Here is a 17228-nt window from a genome sequence, read left to right on the forward strand (position 1 = left end):
GATGCTTAAAGATATTTGGCGCTATATTCATGCACAGTATCAATAAATACTTTAGGATTTGCAGGATCGACCCATTGGGTAATACCATGACCTAAGTTAGCGATGTAACCTGTTTTTTCACCACCCGCATACGCATCATCCAACATGGCTTTGGTGGCTTTTTCAATGGATGCCGGTGTACCATACAAAGTGGCTGGATCCAGGTTTCCTTGCAAAGCAGCGCGGCCATTGACAGTTTGGCGTGCCACATTCAACGGCGTAGTCCAGTCCAGACCTAATGCATCTGCACCCGTGGCCAGCATAGGCTCGATCCACTGACCGCCACCTTTGGTAAATAAAATCACCGGTACTTTACGACCTTCATTTTCACGTTTTAAACCTGCAACAATTTTCTGCATGTAGTTCAATGAAAATTCAATGTATTCACGATGTGCTAATGCCCCGCCCCAACTGTCAAAAATCTGTATTGCTTGTGCACCCGCATCAATTTGCGCATTTAAATAATCAATGACAGCAATAGCCAGGCGGTCCAGCAAGGCATGCAATACTTCAGGTTGGGCATACATCATATGTTTGGTATAACGGAAGTCTTTACTTGAACCCCCTTCAATCATATACGTTGCAAGCGTCCAAGGACTGCCGGAAAAACCAATCAGTGGCACTTGACCGCCTAATGCAGAGCGAATGGTGGTTACAGCATTCATCACATAATCTAGATCAGATTTGGCATCAAAGTTGGGTAAATTTGCCACATCCTGTTCAGTACGAATGGTTTTATGAAACTTCGGACCTTCACCCGCTTCAAAATACAGGCCTAACCCTAAAGCATCCGGCACAGTTAAAATATCTGAAAATAGAATGGCTGCGTCCAGATCATAACGACGCAAAGGTTGCAAAGTGACTTCACATGCAAAATCATTATTTTTACACAAGGAAAGAAAATCACCCGCTTTGGCACGTGTTTCGCGATATTCAGGCAAATAACGCCCTGCTTGACGCATCATCCAAACTGGTGTGCTATCTACTGGCTCACACAACAAAGCACGTAGAAAACGATCGTTTTTTAGAGTCGTCATTTACTTTCCCATCTCATTTTTAATCTTCGAACCATCATACCAAAAAGCCCGAAAATTTAGTAACTTCTCTCGCCTTTAAAAAGTAATCATGGGAAATGTAAAATAATTTTTACACAAAACAAATACTGCATCTCCTCTTTTTTTCTGCAATACTTGTGTAGTTTTATCAAATTGTTAATGAATAATTTTTAAGGTTGAATTCCATGTTCGTTCGCACATTACTCGCTATGAGTTTAAGTTGCATTTTTGCGGGTACAACGTTTGCTGCATCTACTGCTGAACAGCCTTTAACTCCCAAAAAGATTGCTGATACTGCGGTTCAAGACCCTATTGACCCTCTTGCAACTGAAGCAGCCTCAAGCGCTCAAAGCACTGAAACCCATATTACACAACAAGAACAACAAGACTTGAATAAGGCTTCAAAAACCTTAGAAGATCTTAAAAATTCTGAAGATGATACCGCTGCAATCGGTACTGCACCTACGACAAAAACATCGAGTGTGACCCCCAGCTCTAGTGCTGCTGCAGCCAAAGCATCATGGACATTAGATGGCCTGAACAATGCCGAATGGTATGAAAATATTGGTAAAGGTCAGTTCCCAGTTTATGCTCGTGCACATGTCATGTTAAATAACTCGCATGCTTCCCCGGGTGCGATTGATGGTTCAAGTGGTAAAAACACCCTCAAAGCAATTGCGTCATTCCAACAAATAAGTGGCATTAAACCAACTGGGACCTTAACTCAGGAAACCTGGAATGCCTTAATTGCCAAACACGGTTCTAAACCTGCATTTATTGAATACACCATTACCGATGCCGACTTAAAAGGTCCTTATGCTGCATCTATTCCTCGCGATTATGCATTACAGGCAAAAATGAAAGGTCTGTATTACACTCGTGTAACTGAAATGTTGAGTGAAAAGTTTCATATGGATGAAGACTTTTTGAAAAAGTTAAATCCGAAAGCAACTTTCAAGAAAGCGGGTGAGAAAATCATTGTCGCCAACATCCGCAATGAAGTACCAGAAGATATTCATTTGATCGTTGCGCATAAAGGTGCCAAACAACTGTACTTGTTTAACAGTCGCAATCAAATGATTGGTTCATTCCCAGCAACCATCGGTAGTTCAGATACTCCTTCTCCTACTGGCACTTATAAAGTCACTGGCGTAGCACCAAATCCTTGGTATAGCTATTCACCAAGCAATTTTGTGCAAGGGAAGAATACTAAACCGCTTTCACTTCCACCGGGTCCCAATGGTCCTGTTGGAAATATCTGGATTGGTTTAAGTAAAAAATCATTTGGTATTCACGGTACACCAAACCCATCTGCAATTTCTAAAACTGCATCGCATGGTTGTATCCGTTTAACCAACTGGGATGCCAATGACTTAGGTAAAAAAGTGAAATCTGGCGTAACTGTTAAATTCCTAGAATAATCAAAATATTGATAATTCCAAAGCCTGCATTTATGTGGGCTTTTTTTACAAAAAATAAAATGCCATTTATCTTAAAACCACTCATAATGTGATCTATTCTACATATTCTAAATATTAACAATAAAAAATATCCGTTGCATAAATAGAATGATATGTCGCTTTTATACTATTTTTATCACTTTTATAGCACGGTATTATCATTCTAATTTCAAATAATAAGGAGCATCAAAGATGAATACTTTTTTGCATCATGCTGAGAATCGAGGTCATGTCAAAGCCGGCTGGTTAGATACCAAGCATAGTTTTTCTTTTGGCAGCTGGTATGACCCCAAATATATGGGCGTCAGTGTACTTCGCGTGATTAATGATGACACCATTGCTGCCCATAATGGTTTTGGCGCCCATCCACATGAGAATATGGAAATTTTGACCTGTGTACTGGATGGTACAATTTCGCATAAAGACAGCATGGGCAATGAACGTCATATTACTGCAGGTGAATGGCAACTCATGAGCGCGGGTACCGGGGTTCAACATAGTGAAATGAACAATGGCGATACCCCAGTGCATATGTTGCAAATCTGGATTCATCCAGATATTCAGAATGCTGAACCCAATTATCAGCAAATTCAGTGCAATCCGCATGAGCAACCGAATCAGTGGCATTTAATTGCTGGACCGAGTGATAATGCGCCTATGCATATTCGCCAACAAGCTGAAGTAAAAACTGCAGTCTTAAAAAAAGATCACCTGCTGCCTGTTGAAGCAACACAGCAAGTCAATTATGTGCATGTGATTTCAGGGGTAATCCAGATTGAAGATCAAATTGTGAAAGCTGGCGATGCGCTACTTTTTGCTGAAAATAATCAAATTAAAGCTTTAGAAGACAGTCAATTCATCTGGTTCGATTTACCACAAGCTAAAAATTAATGCTTTATATTGCTAATTTCCTATTTGAGATGACTATTGCCAATAGTCATCTCGATTAGATTTAAAAAGTGAATATTAAAAAATGTCTTTAACCGCTTATTCAATCTAACTATCGTTATATCTTGTCGCATCCATAGCTATAAAAATCAAACCAATAACCCTCATATTTTTACCCAAAAAAACTACCTTTTAGAGGAAAATAAATCCGGTTTATTTTGAAATAAAGAGATAGAACATTGCTTTCATCAGTAAGAACTATCTTGGTGAATCTATTATAATTGGTGAAATAAATCTATAAACCTTAAATTATTTTTAATAATCAGAAGAGAAAATCTACATGAATCAGATTTTGGATGTTCAAACCACTCAACAACAGGCTCTGCTTTTTTTATTAGATTTTTTAAAACAGAAAAATTACCACTTTACGACGATTACTCCTCTTTCCCATCAACGTATTTTGAACCGCAATAAGAATACAAAAAATAAGGATATTACTCTCCGCGATATATTTGGCTGGAATTTAGCATTCACAGAAACCGCTCTGGAATCCTCCCTTTTTACAATTCTAAAAGAAAATCAGCTCATCCGTTTCCATGATGGTCAGTGGTTCAGTCAAGTGCGAGTAGCTTCCTTAGATGATGAATTATTTATTCATTCTGGTTTTCCTACCGTTGAACATGACGCGGTTTTTTTTGGTCCCGATACCTATCGCTTTGTTTATCATTTAAAACAATATTTGGCGCACAAACCTCAGTCATTCAAGCAGGGGCTGGAATTGTGCTGCGGTACTTCTGCTGCTGCGATTAGTATGGCTAGAAATTTTTCTGATTTTGATAAAATTACCGTGGCGGATCTTAATCCGAAAGCATTGTCATATAGCCAAATCAATGCAAGCTTTGCAGATTTGAATAATATCACCCCAGTCTACAGCAATTTATTTAAGAATATTGAAGGACAGTTTGACCTTATTTTTGCCAATCCCCCCTATTTAATTGATGCAGATCAACGGCAATATCGTCATGGCGGCAATGAACTGGATGGTAGTGAATTATCCTTTAGAATACTGCAAGAAGGTATTACGCGGCTAAATCCACAAGGGTGTTTGTTTTTATATACGGGGGTAGCAATCCGGTCAGACCGTAACCCTTTTTTAGAACAGCTTGAAAAGTTAATGCGCTCTAAATCGAACATACACTGGTGTTATGAAGAAATTGATCCTGATGTTTTTGGCGAAGAGTTAGAGCAGCCTGCTTATCAACATATAGAACGAATTGCTTTGGTTTTGGTTAAATTGGAATTGATGCGTTAAGAATAGCTGTGTTACCCAAATATTTAAAAATTCAAAAGTATCCCCAGAAAAATAAATGATTTATCTATTTTTTTTTCATTAGTTTTGTCGGATTGTTTTTTATTTATCGTATCCATTCTTATATAGCTAAAATCGTAGACATTAAAAAAAGCCCCTGTTTTCACAGGGGCTTTTGAATTTGGCGGAAGCGGTGTACGCCTAACAGATGTCCTAGGCAATTTTGATTATGCCCAGGCTAGGAAATATTTTGTTGGGGAGAACGCTGCTGAATGGAAAAGCAATTTAGAACCCATCCTCGGTAATTTAAAACAGATTTCTCGCCCTCATCCATCTTTTTTATGATCAAGTTTATGATTTTATTAAGCATTTAAGATAGAAAAAAGAGATTCCCCCTAAAGCTCTGGAATTTGCAATTCTGACTATCTATCGTTCTAGTGAAATTTTTGGGACTAAATGGCAGGAAATTGATTTTAAGCATAAAGTCTGGATTATTCCTAAAGAACAAGTGAAAGCTCAAAAGGAACATGGTGTATCGTTATTTCAAGAAGCTATTAATTTGCTTAAATCAATTCAAGAATATACTCCACCTCAAAATTTCATCTTCCCTGCTCCACGTAATGGGCAAATGCTTTCGGATAGGTCATTAACTACACTGATCAAACGCATGCATGAACAAAAATTTAAAGATACGGGCTTAGGCTATATTGATCCAAAACAAAATCGAGTGATTACAACACATGAATTCAGATCAACATTCCGTGACTGGTCAACCGATAAAACAGACTACCCTCGTTAAGTTTGTGAACATGTACTTGCACATAAATTACCAGATGAAGTTGAAGCTGCTTATTTACGTGGGGCTTAGCTTGGAAAACATAAGAGTTTGATGATAGGAAGTAAGTTTATTAATTTTTTCAAAAAAATCATAATTTAAAACTACACCTAGCCAAATTGCGAGAATCAAATTAAATTGCATTAAAGTAATAGGTTTTTTAAATTTTTTATTTTTAATAACAAGTGAGGCATATTTATTCAGTCATAAATTTTTAAAAGATATTTTATAAATTAAACCTTAAAACTGCATTAAGCAATACGACTATTCTTTAATAATTATAATAAAAATCAAATATTTAAGATAATTAAACAATGAGCATCTAACTTTCCTAAATGCGTTTAAGTGACTAAAATTTTATTGTATATCTGATAGAAGAATTAAACAGATTATTACTTTTTCTTATCGACAGATAAGAACAAAAATATCATTTATTCTTAAGCTTAAGTTAATTAATCCAATTTAAAATATTAAAAAAGATCACCAAAGAGTCCAGCTGATGAATCAACAAGAATCAAGTATCGCTACTCACCTTTCTAAAGTTCCTCAGATCACTGCACTTTTCTGGATCACTAAAATTTTTGCCACAACTTTTGGTGAAACTGGCGGTGATGCAGTATCGATGTCTCTAAATTTAGGCTATTTGATCAGTACCTTTATTTTTGCAGCCATATTTATAGCTTTGCTATTCTTTCAAATCAGCTCTAAATCTTACCGTCCTTATTTGTATTGGTTTACTATCATCGCCAGTACGACCGTAGGTACGACACTGGCTGATTTTGTCGATCGATCTTTGGGGATTGGATATGTCGGCGGAAGTAGCCTGTTGCTCGGTTTGGTCTGCTTGTCTTTATTCAGCTGGTATAAAGTTGAAGGCAGTATTTCACCGCATACTGTGAATTATCCACGGGCAGAAATTTTCTATTGGTTAACCATTACCTTTTCCCAAACCTTAGGGACGGCTTTAGGAGATTGGTCAGCAGACACCATGGGGCTGGGTTATAGCGGTGGAATTATTCTTTTCGTCGGTCTTATTCTTATGATTTTGGCCCTGTACAAATTCACTCATGTTTCAAGAACCTTACTGTTTTGGAGTGCATTTGTTTTAACTCGCCCTTTGGGCGCTGTGGTCGGAGATTTTCTGGATAAACCGATCGCTTCGGGTGGTTTGGATTTAAGTCGTTTTACTGCTTCAGCTGTTATTTTGATTGCGATTCTATTGTGTATTTACTTTAGCAATAAAACGACTGTAAAAAAGGCCTAAATATATAAGGTCGTATTGATATTGAAACATTGATTGGATCTGTGCGCTGACACAATAAGCCAGTAAGCCCTGCTAAAAATGCTTTCAACAAGGAATTTTTTTGCCATGATGTCATTGATTCAAACCCATCAGCAATTGTTCATCTTGGGCATCCTCCTATTTTCACTGGTTATTCTTTTGTGGGGGTTGCAGTACTGGATTATTCGGCATGGCAAGCAATTATTTGATCAATTTGTGCAGTATGGGAGAATGTTTAAACAACATGTCGGAAAAAGCAATTTATTCATTCGAATGAAATATAAGTACCCGCGTTTTTTTGGTTTTTTGTCGAGAAGATTCCAACTTCAGCATTTTTATGGCTTACCTCTGACGCTTTTATTTTTAGCTATGGGCTATATTTTAGCTTTGTTTACCGGACTTGTTGAAGATGTGGTTACTTCAGACTCCATCGTGACAATGGATTATTTTGTTTCCCAACAGATGAATATGCTGGATCGGCCCAGTTTAGTGAATTTTTTTATTTTCATCACCAGTTTTGGTTCTACAGCAATTTCTTGTTTGATTGTGATTTTAGTCTGTGTGATCTGCTGGATCATTCGCCAACCCTATATATTAATAGGGTTGCTGGTCTCCACCATAGGAAGTTCTATATTTACCTTCCTCAGTAAATTATTATTTCATCGCGTGCGACCAGTCGATGCTTTACTGCTTGAGCAGTCATACTCATTCCCTAGTGGGCATGCCACCATTGCCATTGCCTTATATGGATTTCTTGCTTACCTCACTATTCGTTTTAGCGCAAATTTTATCAGACAAGTCCGTATATTTTTTACGATGTTTCTTTTTGCTGTACTTTTAGGCCTCAGTAGAATGGTATTAAATGAACATTATCTAAGTGATGTACTGGGTGGATTTTTAGTAGGAATATTATGGTTAATTATCAGTATTAGTCTGACAGAATGGTTAAGTGCCAGAGGAAAAATTATTTGGCAAATACCTGGGTCAGCTATGCAGACTTATACAGTAGGCCTAAGCATTATTTTGGTTCTGCTTGCTGCGCTAATATATGCAGAAGTCTATCAATTTCCATTGTTAGCTTAAGTAAAATCAACTTTTAAGATCTTTTAGTGGCCAAGTAAAATAATTGACCAAATAATAAAAATAATGAGAAATGCTAAAAATTGTGCCGCACTTCTCATATCTTTTGCATTTTTGGAATGCTGGTTTGTCAAGTGAAATCCGATCTAAAACAGCTTCAATTGCAGAATTGAATAATTCCACATACAGCCAGTAAACGGACAGCCCCCATCAGTGCCCGTTCTATAGAAGAAACAGCAATAAAAAAGCTCATAGGAATTAGAATAAGATTAATTAATACGATTTGACGAAAAGCCGCCTATTTTTAAACGCTGTTTTAAATCCTGAAAATGAATAGACAGTGGCTACTAGAATCCGTTTTAAATTTTTTTTGCCTTTTAATCCCGGTTTTTGAAATTAGCCAATAATAATCTCTACAGATGAAATAAATTTATTATAATCATCCTGATAACAAAAAGGATATACCTTGTGCGCCATTCTTACCATATTGAAAAACATTACATCGAACGTGCGGGATGGTTGCGTGCAGCTGTGCTGGGGGCAAATGACGGGATTATTTCAGTCACGAGTCTCGTGGTGGGAATCGCAGCCAGTGGAGCATCCACACATACCCTATTGGTGACCTGTATCGCCGGGTTAATATCTGGAGCTGCATCGATGGCGGCGGGTGAATATATTTCTGTTAAATCGCAACAAGACATTGAAAAGAATGATCTGGAGATGGAAGAACGTGAACTGCAACGCCATCCTGAACATGAATTAAATGAGCTAAAAAATATTTACATACAGCGTGGATTACATCCCGATTTAGCGCAACAAGTCGCGCAACAACTGACTGCACACAATGCTTTAGATGCACATGCGCGTGATGAAATTGGTATTTCAGATCATACTTCTGCCCAGCCCTTTCGTGCCGCATTCTCTTCAGCTATTGCATTTACTGTAGGCTCATTATTTCCTTTAATTTCAATTATGCTTCTGCCAGAGCAATACTTAGAGAAAGGCGTCATGCTGATTGGGGTATTAAGTCTCGGAATTATGGGTGCCTTGGCCAGTTATGCGGGCGGTGCAAGTATTTGGAGAGGTTCGATTCGGGTGATGATTTGGGGAATTATCGCTATGTTATTCAGTGCTTGGATCGGATCATTATTTAATCTTGCGGTGGCATAAGATCCCTTTTTTTGTATAATCCAAATACTCCCACTCCATGTGGAGTATAGATAATAAATCTATAGAAATACCTTACATGTCTGACATGCTTTATATCGATAAAGCATGTTGTTCTAGGTGAACAATATGCCTATTTTTTATAGTTATAAATCTAAATCATTTCATTTTTTTAAAAAGCATACTTTTTAATACATTATCTTTGAAAATAAAATGGTGGATTAATGCAGCACAAGCATGTAAACCTACGACTGTAATAAAGAAGTTACCTAAAAATTGATGTATCTGACCAATATATTTAACCTCTCTAACACTGCTCAAAAGTGGCAAATTTAAAGAGAATACTTGAAAAGTATCCGTAAAACTCGATAATGCAAGCCAGCCCGCTATTGGAACGACACATAAACTTACGTAAAGCGTAAATCTGACAATTTTAAATAATTTTATTTGATACGGATTAATGATCTCATTTTGAGGAATATTTCTTTTATAGAAAAAAACAAAAATCAACCGCACGAAAAATAGAATAAATATTGAAATTCCACCTATAACATGAATCTGGCCCTGCAACCCTGTTCTTGTTGGATCTCCACTCGTCAAATATACAATTACAACTAAAACAAAGGTGATCCAGTGCATTATTATTATAGGTTTAGGATAATTATTATTCATATTTTTTCCTGAATTTTAAATATTTATATAAGACGGAACCGATGAAAGAAGAATAGATAAACTTTATCTAGTAAAGTAGTGCTAGCCCAAGTTGGCTGCAGATCATCTCCATACTTAAAGTTCTTTTATAATTTCAACATACCTCATTTCTAGTCTATACATGGTACTACTATAATCTTAAAAATAACTTGCCAGACGCTTAGAAACTTTGGGTACGAAGATTTGTTTTTAATAGGCAACTTATAAATATTATTTCAAACATTGTAGGCACTCAGCATTGTGGTTAAACAGCTCCTTTCAGTATTACTGGTGCATCCTGCACACAGTGATTTTTTCGTCAGTTGTGGGAACTGTTATAAGCCTATTCGGCCTAGAACTGGCATGCTTTAAACATGGGTCTCTGTGCCTTCTTCACTTTACAATTCACCCAGCGCCATAAAACTATTCCTGTAGCTTTTTTGTTGATTATTTTAGGTATTGGTTTAAATGTTATGGGGTATACCCAAGAATGGGGAATTAGTTCTGTTGGGCATTTTGAGTTTATTCTACCGAGTTTTAACTTACCTCATTTGAATATGAATAATTGGTTGCAACTAGTAGAAATTCCGCTGGCAGTTGCACTGATTATTTATGCCGAATCTTATACGTCAATTCGTACCTCTGCTCTAAAATAAAATGATTCAAGCGAGCCGAACCGTGACCTGATTGCATTGGGGGAGGGCGAGTAATATTTGCTCAGGATTGTTTAAGGGAATGGCAGTTGGCGCAGGCTATTCAGCGACTTCAGCCAATGAGTCTGCAGGAGCAAAAGCAAAAAATCAGCATGGGTGGCAGCGCTGGCAGTGGTGATTTTTTTGCTGTGCTTTCGTCAGTATATCGCCAATACTCTTGAGTCAGTTTTGGCGAGCATTGTGATATATGCGGTAAGTGGGCATCTTCGTTTTGCCCCATTTAAACAGTATTTTATTTGGCGTAAAGATCGGTTGTTGTCGATTATTGCGATTTGGGCAGTGATTATTTTTGGTGTGCTAAATGGTTTATTGATTGCGGTAATTGTGAGTGTTTTAATGTTATTAAAAAGCTACTCTGTTCCTCGAATTGCGTGGCTTGGACGTCTAAATGGTGGGCATGATTTTGTAGACACAAACCGTTTCCCTGAAGCTGTAGCACCTTATGCTATTTTAATTGCACGACCTGATCATCCACTATTTTTTGCCAATACAGAAAAAATCTGTCATACGATTCTAAAGAAGGTTTCTGGGCAAAATTATGAACATGTGATTTTGAATCTTGAAGAATGTCCAAGCCTTGATAGTACCAGTATTGAAGAGTTGCTATCGTTGGCTAAGCATTTGTAAGAGCAGCGGATCGACCTGCAATTGGCAAGAATACGTCGTTCAGTCGAACACCTTATTGTATGTGAATAGTCCATTATTTCCCCACTCTAGTTATGATTCACAAAGTGTCGATGATGCCGTATATCAGTTAGAAAGCAACGCTTCGGCGAATTAATCAGAGATAGTTTGTTCAGTGGGCAATTAAGTGTAGTAACAACTAATCTCTCTGGTAACACCTTTTCAAGTCAATTTATCATCCATTATTCGAAGTCGTTTAGAATGATGTTAAAAACTTGATTTTCCTTTTCAAAAAATGGTTATGTGGGGTAGGTTGAGGGGTAAAACCATAGTTAAAAAATAAGCCCTTGTAAAAACAAGGGCTTATTTAAATATTTGGCGGAAGCGGTGAGATTCGAACTCACGGAGGACTCACACCCTCGTCGGTTTTCAAGACCGGTGCATTAAACCGCTCTGCCACGCTTCCATGTGCGCCATAATACGGATCTTTTTAAAAACTGACAAGTAAAAATTACAACTAAACCATTCAAATGAATATTGTTTCGCCAAATTAACTTAAAAAATCATAATTTGGCTGCTAATTCCGCACCCTCGCGGATTGCACGCTTTGCATCAAGCTCTGCAGCCAGTTTGGCACCGCCAATAATATGGTAATTCGCCAAGGTAAATTCATCGTCATTCGGCATGATGTCTTTTACCGAATCTTGCCCGGCACAAACCACAACAGTATCTACACGTAACAGTTGATCATAGCCGTTAGTTTCAATCCATAAGCCCTCATTGGTAATAGATTTATATTGCACCCCACGTAGCATCTTCACTGCATGCTTTTTCAATTGCGCACGATGCACCCAGCCTGAAGTTTTGCCTAAACCCATACCCAGCGGTGTCGTTTTACGTTGCAATAAATAAATTTCGCGAACAGGATGATCTACTTCAGCAGCTTGCATGCCACCTTCAGAAATATAGTCCGGATTTGGATCAATACCCCACTCACGTTGCCAGTCTGCCAAGGGCTGGGGTTGCGGCTGATGTGCCGGTTTTAATAAAAATTCCGACACATCAAAGCCAATACCACCGGCCCCAATTACGGCAACTCTACGACCCACTGGAGCGCCGCGCAACACCTCTGCATAAGACAAGACTTGAGGTGCCTCACTACCTTGCATTTTTAAACTCCGCGGTACAACACCTGTTGCAACAATGACTTCATCAAAGCCTTCGCGTTCAAGCTGTTCACGGTTCACTCTGGTATTTAAGCGAAGCTCTACCCCTGTTTTTTCAATTTGAACTTTAAAATAACGAATGGTTTCGTGAAATTCTTCTTTACCCGGTACCACTTTAGCTAAGTTAAATTGCCCGCCAACCTCTGTTGCAGCTTCAAACAAGGTAACTTTATGACCGCGACTTGCCGCCACCGTTGCAGCAGACATTCCTGCCACACCCCCACCAATAACAGCGACCTTTTTAGGTGCTTTGGTTTTTAAATAAACCAGTTCTGTTTCATAGGCAGCACGTGGATTGACCAGACAGGTTGCCCGTTGATTTTTAAAAGTATGATCCAAACAGGCCTGGTTGCAGGCAATGCAGGTATTAATTTCATCCACCCGATTGGTCGCTGTTTTATTAACCCAGAAAGCATCTGCCAAGAATGGGCGCGCCATCTGCACCATATCTGCTTTTCCAGCCGCTAAAATGGCTTCGGCTGTTTCGGGCATGTTAATGCGGTTGGATGCAATCACTGGAATTGCGACATGCTTTTTCACTTCTGCGGTGTAGTCTGCAAATGCAGCACGCGGAACTGAAGTCACAATGGTGGGAATACGTGCCTCATGCCAGCCGATACCGGTATTGAGCAAGGTAACTCCTGCCTTTTCCAGAGCTTGAGCCACTGTAATCACTTCCTGCATGGTATTGCCATCATGCACCAGATCAAGCATCGACATGCGGAAACAGATAATAAAGTTTTCACCAATTTTTTCACGAATCGCTCGTACAATTTCTACTGCAAAACGCATGCGGTTTTCAATGTCACCACCCCAGCGGTCGTCGCGGATATTGACATGGCGGCTTAAAAACTGGTTCAGCAAATAACCTTCAGAACCCATAATTTCCACACCGTCATAGCCGGCTTTTTTAGCAATACTGGCGGTATGAGCATAATCCTCAATGGTATCCAGAATCTGCTTTTCGCTCATTTGACGCGGTTTAAATGGTGAAATCGGTGACTTGATTGGGCTGGCAGAAACCACAAAAGGCTGGTAACCATAACGGCCAGAATGCAGAATCTGCATCAAAATTTTTGCACCATGCTTATGTACCGCATGGGTTACTAAACGATGCGGTGCCACATCGCCCAAATTGTTCATGGTCCCACCAGCCGGCAGTAACCAGCCTTGACGGTTTGGTGAAATCCCGCCAGTGATAATCAGCCCCACACCGCCTTTTGCACGTTCCCCAAAATATGCCGCCAATTTTGGATAATTATAAAATCGGTCTTCCAGACCGGTATGCATAGAACCCATCACGACACGGTTTTTTATGGTCGTAAAGCCCAAATGTAGCGGTTTTAAAATATTTGCATAGCGAGTTGTCATGATGAATCCTTAATTTATTGGCTTTGCAACTTGTTGCATACTACTTTACCTATTTTTATTTATTTGTTTATGACATCTTTGCAGCATTGTCTGACGAAACAGTCAATTTTCCATAAAAAAGGTGCAGTTTTTAGACTGCACCACAGATAAAAACCATGATTATTTATATTTTAATTCTAGGTTTTAACTCCAACCTTTTAATTTGGAGGTATGGCCAATCCCGACATTAAAACTATTGGTGGGATCCAACTTTTGATAATGATTTTTGAGCGCAGGCTTGGCCACATACAAATGTCCGACATTATGCTCGGCAGGATATTCGGCCCCACGTTGATCCAGTAAATGCCACATTTGATGCTCTATCGCTAAAGGATCAACACCTTTTTTCACAATATAGTCTTGATGGAACACATGACATAAAAAATGACCATAATACAGTTTATGGATAATCAGCTCATCCATTTCCTTAGGCAAAGTTTCGACCCATTCACGGTCGTTACGCCGTAAAGCAATGTCCAGCGCGACAATATCTTCTACTTCTGAGCGATGCGTGTCGCGATAACGAATCGCTGCGCCTGCAACGGCAAAACGATGTAAAAAGGCTTTACGCCCTTCTTCTTCAGTACAGAGAAAATAATTTCCAGTGGTATGAGATAAAAAATACTGTTTTAAAAATTGCTGAACCTGTGCTACATCCTGATTTTCGATACGCAGCACCAAATGATGCTCATACAGATCACGAAATTCATTCATGCGTTTCGGCAAATGCGACGGCAAAAATTTGCTCACCATTTGCAAGACTTTATCTGACAGCCCTTTCATGCCGATTTTTTCCAAGTAGCCATCGACTTTATCTTTCATGGCGAAAGCAGCGGGTACTTTGGCAGTCCCGAATTTCTCGATAAACATGAAAGCATCTTTACCATATTCGGCGCCAATATCATAAGCGACACGGTGAATATACTCTCCTGCAATCGGCAGGCGCGGTAAGTCTTTCAAAAGGAAACGGCGGATTGCGGTTAAATCTTCTTGGTTATTGGTACCGACATAAAACACCTGACTGGGAATTTTTTCAAAAGTGTCCAGACGTACCGCAAAAACACAAACTTTACCTGCCGAACCGGAAGCTTCAAACAAACGCGATGGATCGGCATTAAATCGTGCTGGGGTGTTTTCATCGACCTGAGTGACATCATGTGCATAATGCTGATCTGAGGCACAACAATTAGCATCATCTTGAATATCATTCACCTGATATGTCTGATTCTCTAATCTTGATAAAATTTCTTCGGGGGTTGTTCCCAAATTTATGCCTAAATGATTGACCAGTTCAAGCTGTCCTGAATCATTCACTCGTGCATACAGCGCCAGTTCAGTATAAGCCGGCCCACGGCGAACCAAGGCTCCACCCGAATTATTACAGACTCCACCTAATACTGACGCACCAATACAGGATGAACCAATCACGGAATGTGGTTCACGATTAAACGGTGCCAGCTGCTTTTCTAATTTATCCAAAGTTGCCCCAGGCAAACAAACCACTTGTTTTGCATCATTAATCACTTGAATGCCAACTAAACGCCGAGTGTTGATGAGTATTACAGGACGATCATAATCATCACCAAAAGGCGTTGAACCTCCAGTGAGTCCAGTATTGGCTGCCTGCATAATCACAATACTGTCAGCCTGAACAGCAATTTGTAATACCTTCCATTGCTCAACTAAAGAACCAGGCACCACCACCGCCAGAACCTTACCTGATCCGTAACGACGACCTTGACGATATAAACGGGTGTCATTTTCATCGGTCAATACATGTTGCCTACCGACAATATTAATGAGTTTTTGAATAGTGTGCAGTGCAGCTGATTGCGTGAACATATTTCCAATCCTTTTCTAAAGTCCTTTTGAGCTACTCACCGCTCTTTTTAATATGCTTAAAAAATAACGTTATAACTAATATTTGATACGCGAAAAAGTCATCCGTTGCTGTTTGAGGCAGACTAAAATAGGAGCTTCAATGTTTCTGCGAGAGGTTCATTCGTTTTGTTATTTGACGAGTTCAACGGATGACAAATGCCTTTGGTTACTTTGGGCGAAACCAAAGTAACAGCTGAGCTCCAAGTATTTGCTTTTTCATGATAAGACTCCGTCTAAAGTCGTCTTGTTTGAATTTCTTCTGTATAGGATTAACAGATACCTGGAGAAAAACTAAAAAAGCGGAGCCATTTTTCTGAAATTTAGAATTTATAAATTCTCAACATCTTCCCTAACCCCCTCTTTAATAAAGAGAGGGAACTCATTCTTTTTTAAAAAAGAGTTCGGATAGATCATCACTCAGCCAACTCTCTATTCAGCTTCACCAAACAATCTGACGTAATATCTTGAATCGTTCTAGCCCCGGTCAAAGTCATCGCTACACGCATTTCTTTGTCGATTAAATCCAGTAGATTAGAAACACCGGCTCCGCCTGCTGCACCTAAAGCATAAATAAAGGCACGACCGAGCATGCAAGTATCTGCACCCAAAGCCAGCATGCGCACCACATCTAAACCATTACGAATACCGGAATCGGCCAAAATTTTAATCTCGCCTTTGACTGCATCGGCAATCGGCGGTAGAGCGCGGGCACTGGATAAAACGCCGTCCAGCTGACGTCCCCCATGATTCGACACCACAATCCCATCGGCACCAAAACGTACCGCATCCTTGGCATCTTCAGGATCTAAAATACCCTTGATGACCATGGGTCCATCCCAGTATTCCCGAATCCATTCCAGATCTTTCCATGAAATAGACGGGTCGAAATTATTGCCTAACCAGCCGATATAATCTTCAAGTCCAGTCGGTTTACCCAAGTATTTTGAAATATTGCCCAAGTCATGCGGACGGCCATGCAATCCCACATCCCATGCCCATTGTGGATGTAATACCGATTGCAAATAACGGCGCATGGCTGCATTGGCGCCACTCATTCCGGAATGGGCATCGCGGTAGCGCGCGCCTGGAACGGGCATATCTACCGTAAAGATTAAAGTTGAGCAACCCGCTGCTTTGGCACGCTCTAAGGCATTTTTCATAAAACCGCGGTCACGTAGCACATAGAGCTGAAACCACATTGGGCGCTGGATGGCCGGTGCCACTTCCTCAATCGGACAAACTGAAACTGTCGACAAAGTAAAAGGTATGCCTTTTTTATCTGCCGCGACCGCCGCCTGCACTTCACCGCGACGCGCGTACATCCCGGTCAATCCGACCGGCGATAAAGCGACAGGCATCGACAAGGTTTCATCAAACAATCTGGTTTCCAGACTTAAAGACGACATATCGTTCAGAACACGCTGTCTTAAGGCAATTTTGGATAAGTCTTCTACGTTACGCTTGAGTGTATATTCTGCATATGCACCCCCATCAATATAATGAAACAAGAAGGGTGGCAAGCGACGTCTAGCGGCTTCGCGGTAATCATTGGCAGAAGAAATAATCATG

13 protein-coding genes, 1 tRNA gene and 2 pseudogenes are annotated in these 17228 nt (G+C 39.6%); 9 read left to right on the forward strand and 7 right to left on the reverse strand.

Annotation, left to right across the window (positions count from 1 at the left end; all coding sequences use genetic code 11):
- Window positions 1-5: 5 nt before the first annotated feature.
- Window positions 6-1076 carry a uroporphyrinogen decarboxylase gene (gene hemE, locus E0H89_RS00755; protein ID WP_131213694.1) on the reverse strand — a complete coding sequence of 357 codons (1071 nt, stop codon included), beginning with the start codon at window positions 1074-1076 and terminating at the stop codon, window positions 6-8.
- Window positions 1077-1279: 203 nt separating this feature from the next.
- Here hemE and E0H89_RS00760 point away from each other — a divergent pair, with 203 nt between their 5' ends.
- The 6 genes and pseudogenes from E0H89_RS00760 to E0H89_RS00785 all read left to right on the forward strand — a co-directional run bounded on the left by E0H89_RS00760 (window position 1280) and on the right by E0H89_RS00785 (window position 7951).
- Window positions 1280-2515, forward strand: coding sequence for a L,D-transpeptidase family protein (locus E0H89_RS00760; protein WP_131213696.1), 1236 nt, complete (start codon window positions 1280-1282; stop codon window positions 2513-2515).
- Between the two features lie 231 nt (window positions 2516-2746).
- The gene (locus tag E0H89_RS00765; RefSeq protein WP_131213698.1) at window positions 2747-3445 is read left to right on the forward strand and encodes a pirin family protein; all 699 of its coding nucleotides are present in this window, start codon (window positions 2747-2749) and stop codon (window positions 3443-3445) included.
- 337 nt (window positions 3446-3782) lie between these two features.
- The gene (locus tag E0H89_RS00770) at window positions 3783-4754 is read left to right on the forward strand and encodes a methyltransferase (protein WP_131213700.1); all 972 of its coding nucleotides are present in this window, start codon (window positions 3783-3785) and stop codon (window positions 4752-4754) included.
- Between the two features lie 219 nt (window positions 4755-4973).
- Window positions 4974-5688 (forward strand): annotated as a pseudogene (locus tag E0H89_RS00775) (tyrosine-type recombinase/integrase); the annotation flags it as partial.
- Window positions 5689-6085: 397 nt separating this feature from the next.
- Window positions 6086-6850, forward strand: coding sequence for a COG4705 family protein (locus tag E0H89_RS00780; RefSeq protein ID WP_131213702.1), 765 nt, complete (start codon window positions 6086-6088; stop codon window positions 6848-6850).
- A 105-nt stretch (window positions 6851-6955) separates the two neighbouring features.
- A complete protein-coding gene (locus tag E0H89_RS00785; protein WP_131213704.1) occupies window positions 6956-7951 on the forward strand; it encodes a phosphatase PAP2 family protein in 996 nt (331 codons plus the stop codon).
- A gap of 23 nt (window positions 7952-7974) precedes the next feature.
- Here E0H89_RS00785 and E0H89_RS00790 read toward each other — a convergent pair.
- A pseudogene (locus tag E0H89_RS00790) lies at window positions 7975-8302 on the reverse strand (diacylglycerol kinase).
- A 114-nt stretch (window positions 8303-8416) separates the two neighbouring features.
- On the opposite strand from E0H89_RS00790, the gene E0H89_RS00795 reads away from it, so the two are divergent.
- Entirely contained in the window at window positions 8417-9118 is a 702-nt protein-coding gene (locus tag E0H89_RS00795; protein WP_131213706.1) for a VIT1/CCC1 transporter family protein, read from the forward strand.
- Between the two features lie 156 nt (window positions 9119-9274).
- Here the strand turns inward: E0H89_RS00795 and E0H89_RS00800 are convergent, their stop codons facing one another.
- Window positions 9275-9787 carry a cytochrome b gene (locus E0H89_RS00800; protein ID WP_131213708.1) on the reverse strand — a complete coding sequence of 171 codons (513 nt, stop codon included), beginning with the start codon at window positions 9785-9787 and terminating at the stop codon, window positions 9275-9277.
- A 392-nt stretch (window positions 9788-10179) separates the two neighbouring features.
- Between E0H89_RS00800 and E0H89_RS16615 the strand changes: the two genes are divergently transcribed.
- Window positions 10180-10461 carry a SulP family inorganic anion transporter gene (locus tag E0H89_RS16615; RefSeq protein ID WP_250697802.1) on the forward strand — a complete coding sequence of 94 codons (282 nt, stop codon included), beginning with the start codon at window positions 10180-10182 and terminating at the stop codon, window positions 10459-10461.
- 153 nt (window positions 10462-10614) lie between these two features.
- Entirely contained in the window at window positions 10615-11145 is a 531-nt protein-coding gene (locus E0H89_RS16620) for an STAS domain-containing protein (protein ID WP_250697803.1), read from the forward strand.
- 373 nt (window positions 11146-11518) lie between these two features.
- Here the strand turns inward: E0H89_RS16620 and E0H89_RS00810 are convergent.
- The 4 genes from E0H89_RS00810 to lldD all read right to left on the reverse strand — a co-directional run bounded on the left by E0H89_RS00810 (window position 11519) and on the right by lldD (window position 17227).
- A tRNA-Ser gene (locus E0H89_RS00810) sits at window positions 11519-11608 on the reverse strand.
- A 97-nt stretch (window positions 11609-11705) separates the two neighbouring features.
- A complete protein-coding gene (locus tag E0H89_RS00815; protein ID WP_131213710.1) occupies window positions 11706-13739 on the reverse strand; it encodes an NADPH-dependent 2,4-dienoyl-CoA reductase in 2034 nt (677 codons plus the stop codon).
- Between the two features lie 183 nt (window positions 13740-13922).
- On the reverse strand, window positions 13923-15620 hold the full coding sequence (dld, locus tag E0H89_RS00820; RefSeq protein WP_131213712.1) for a D-lactate dehydrogenase: 1698 nt from the start codon (window positions 15618-15620) through the stop codon (window positions 13923-13925).
- Window positions 15621-16072: 452 nt separating this feature from the next.
- Window positions 16073-17227: an FMN-dependent L-lactate dehydrogenase LldD gene (gene lldD, locus E0H89_RS00825; protein WP_131213714.1), complete on the reverse strand. Its 1155-nt coding sequence runs from the start codon at window positions 17225-17227 to the stop codon at window positions 16073-16075.
- Window position 17228: the final 1 nt, after the last annotated feature.

This window comes from Acinetobacter sp. ANC 3781, from assembly GCF_004331285.1.
In the GTDB taxonomy this organism is placed as follows: Bacteria; Pseudomonadota; Gammaproteobacteria; order Pseudomonadales; family Moraxellaceae; genus Acinetobacter.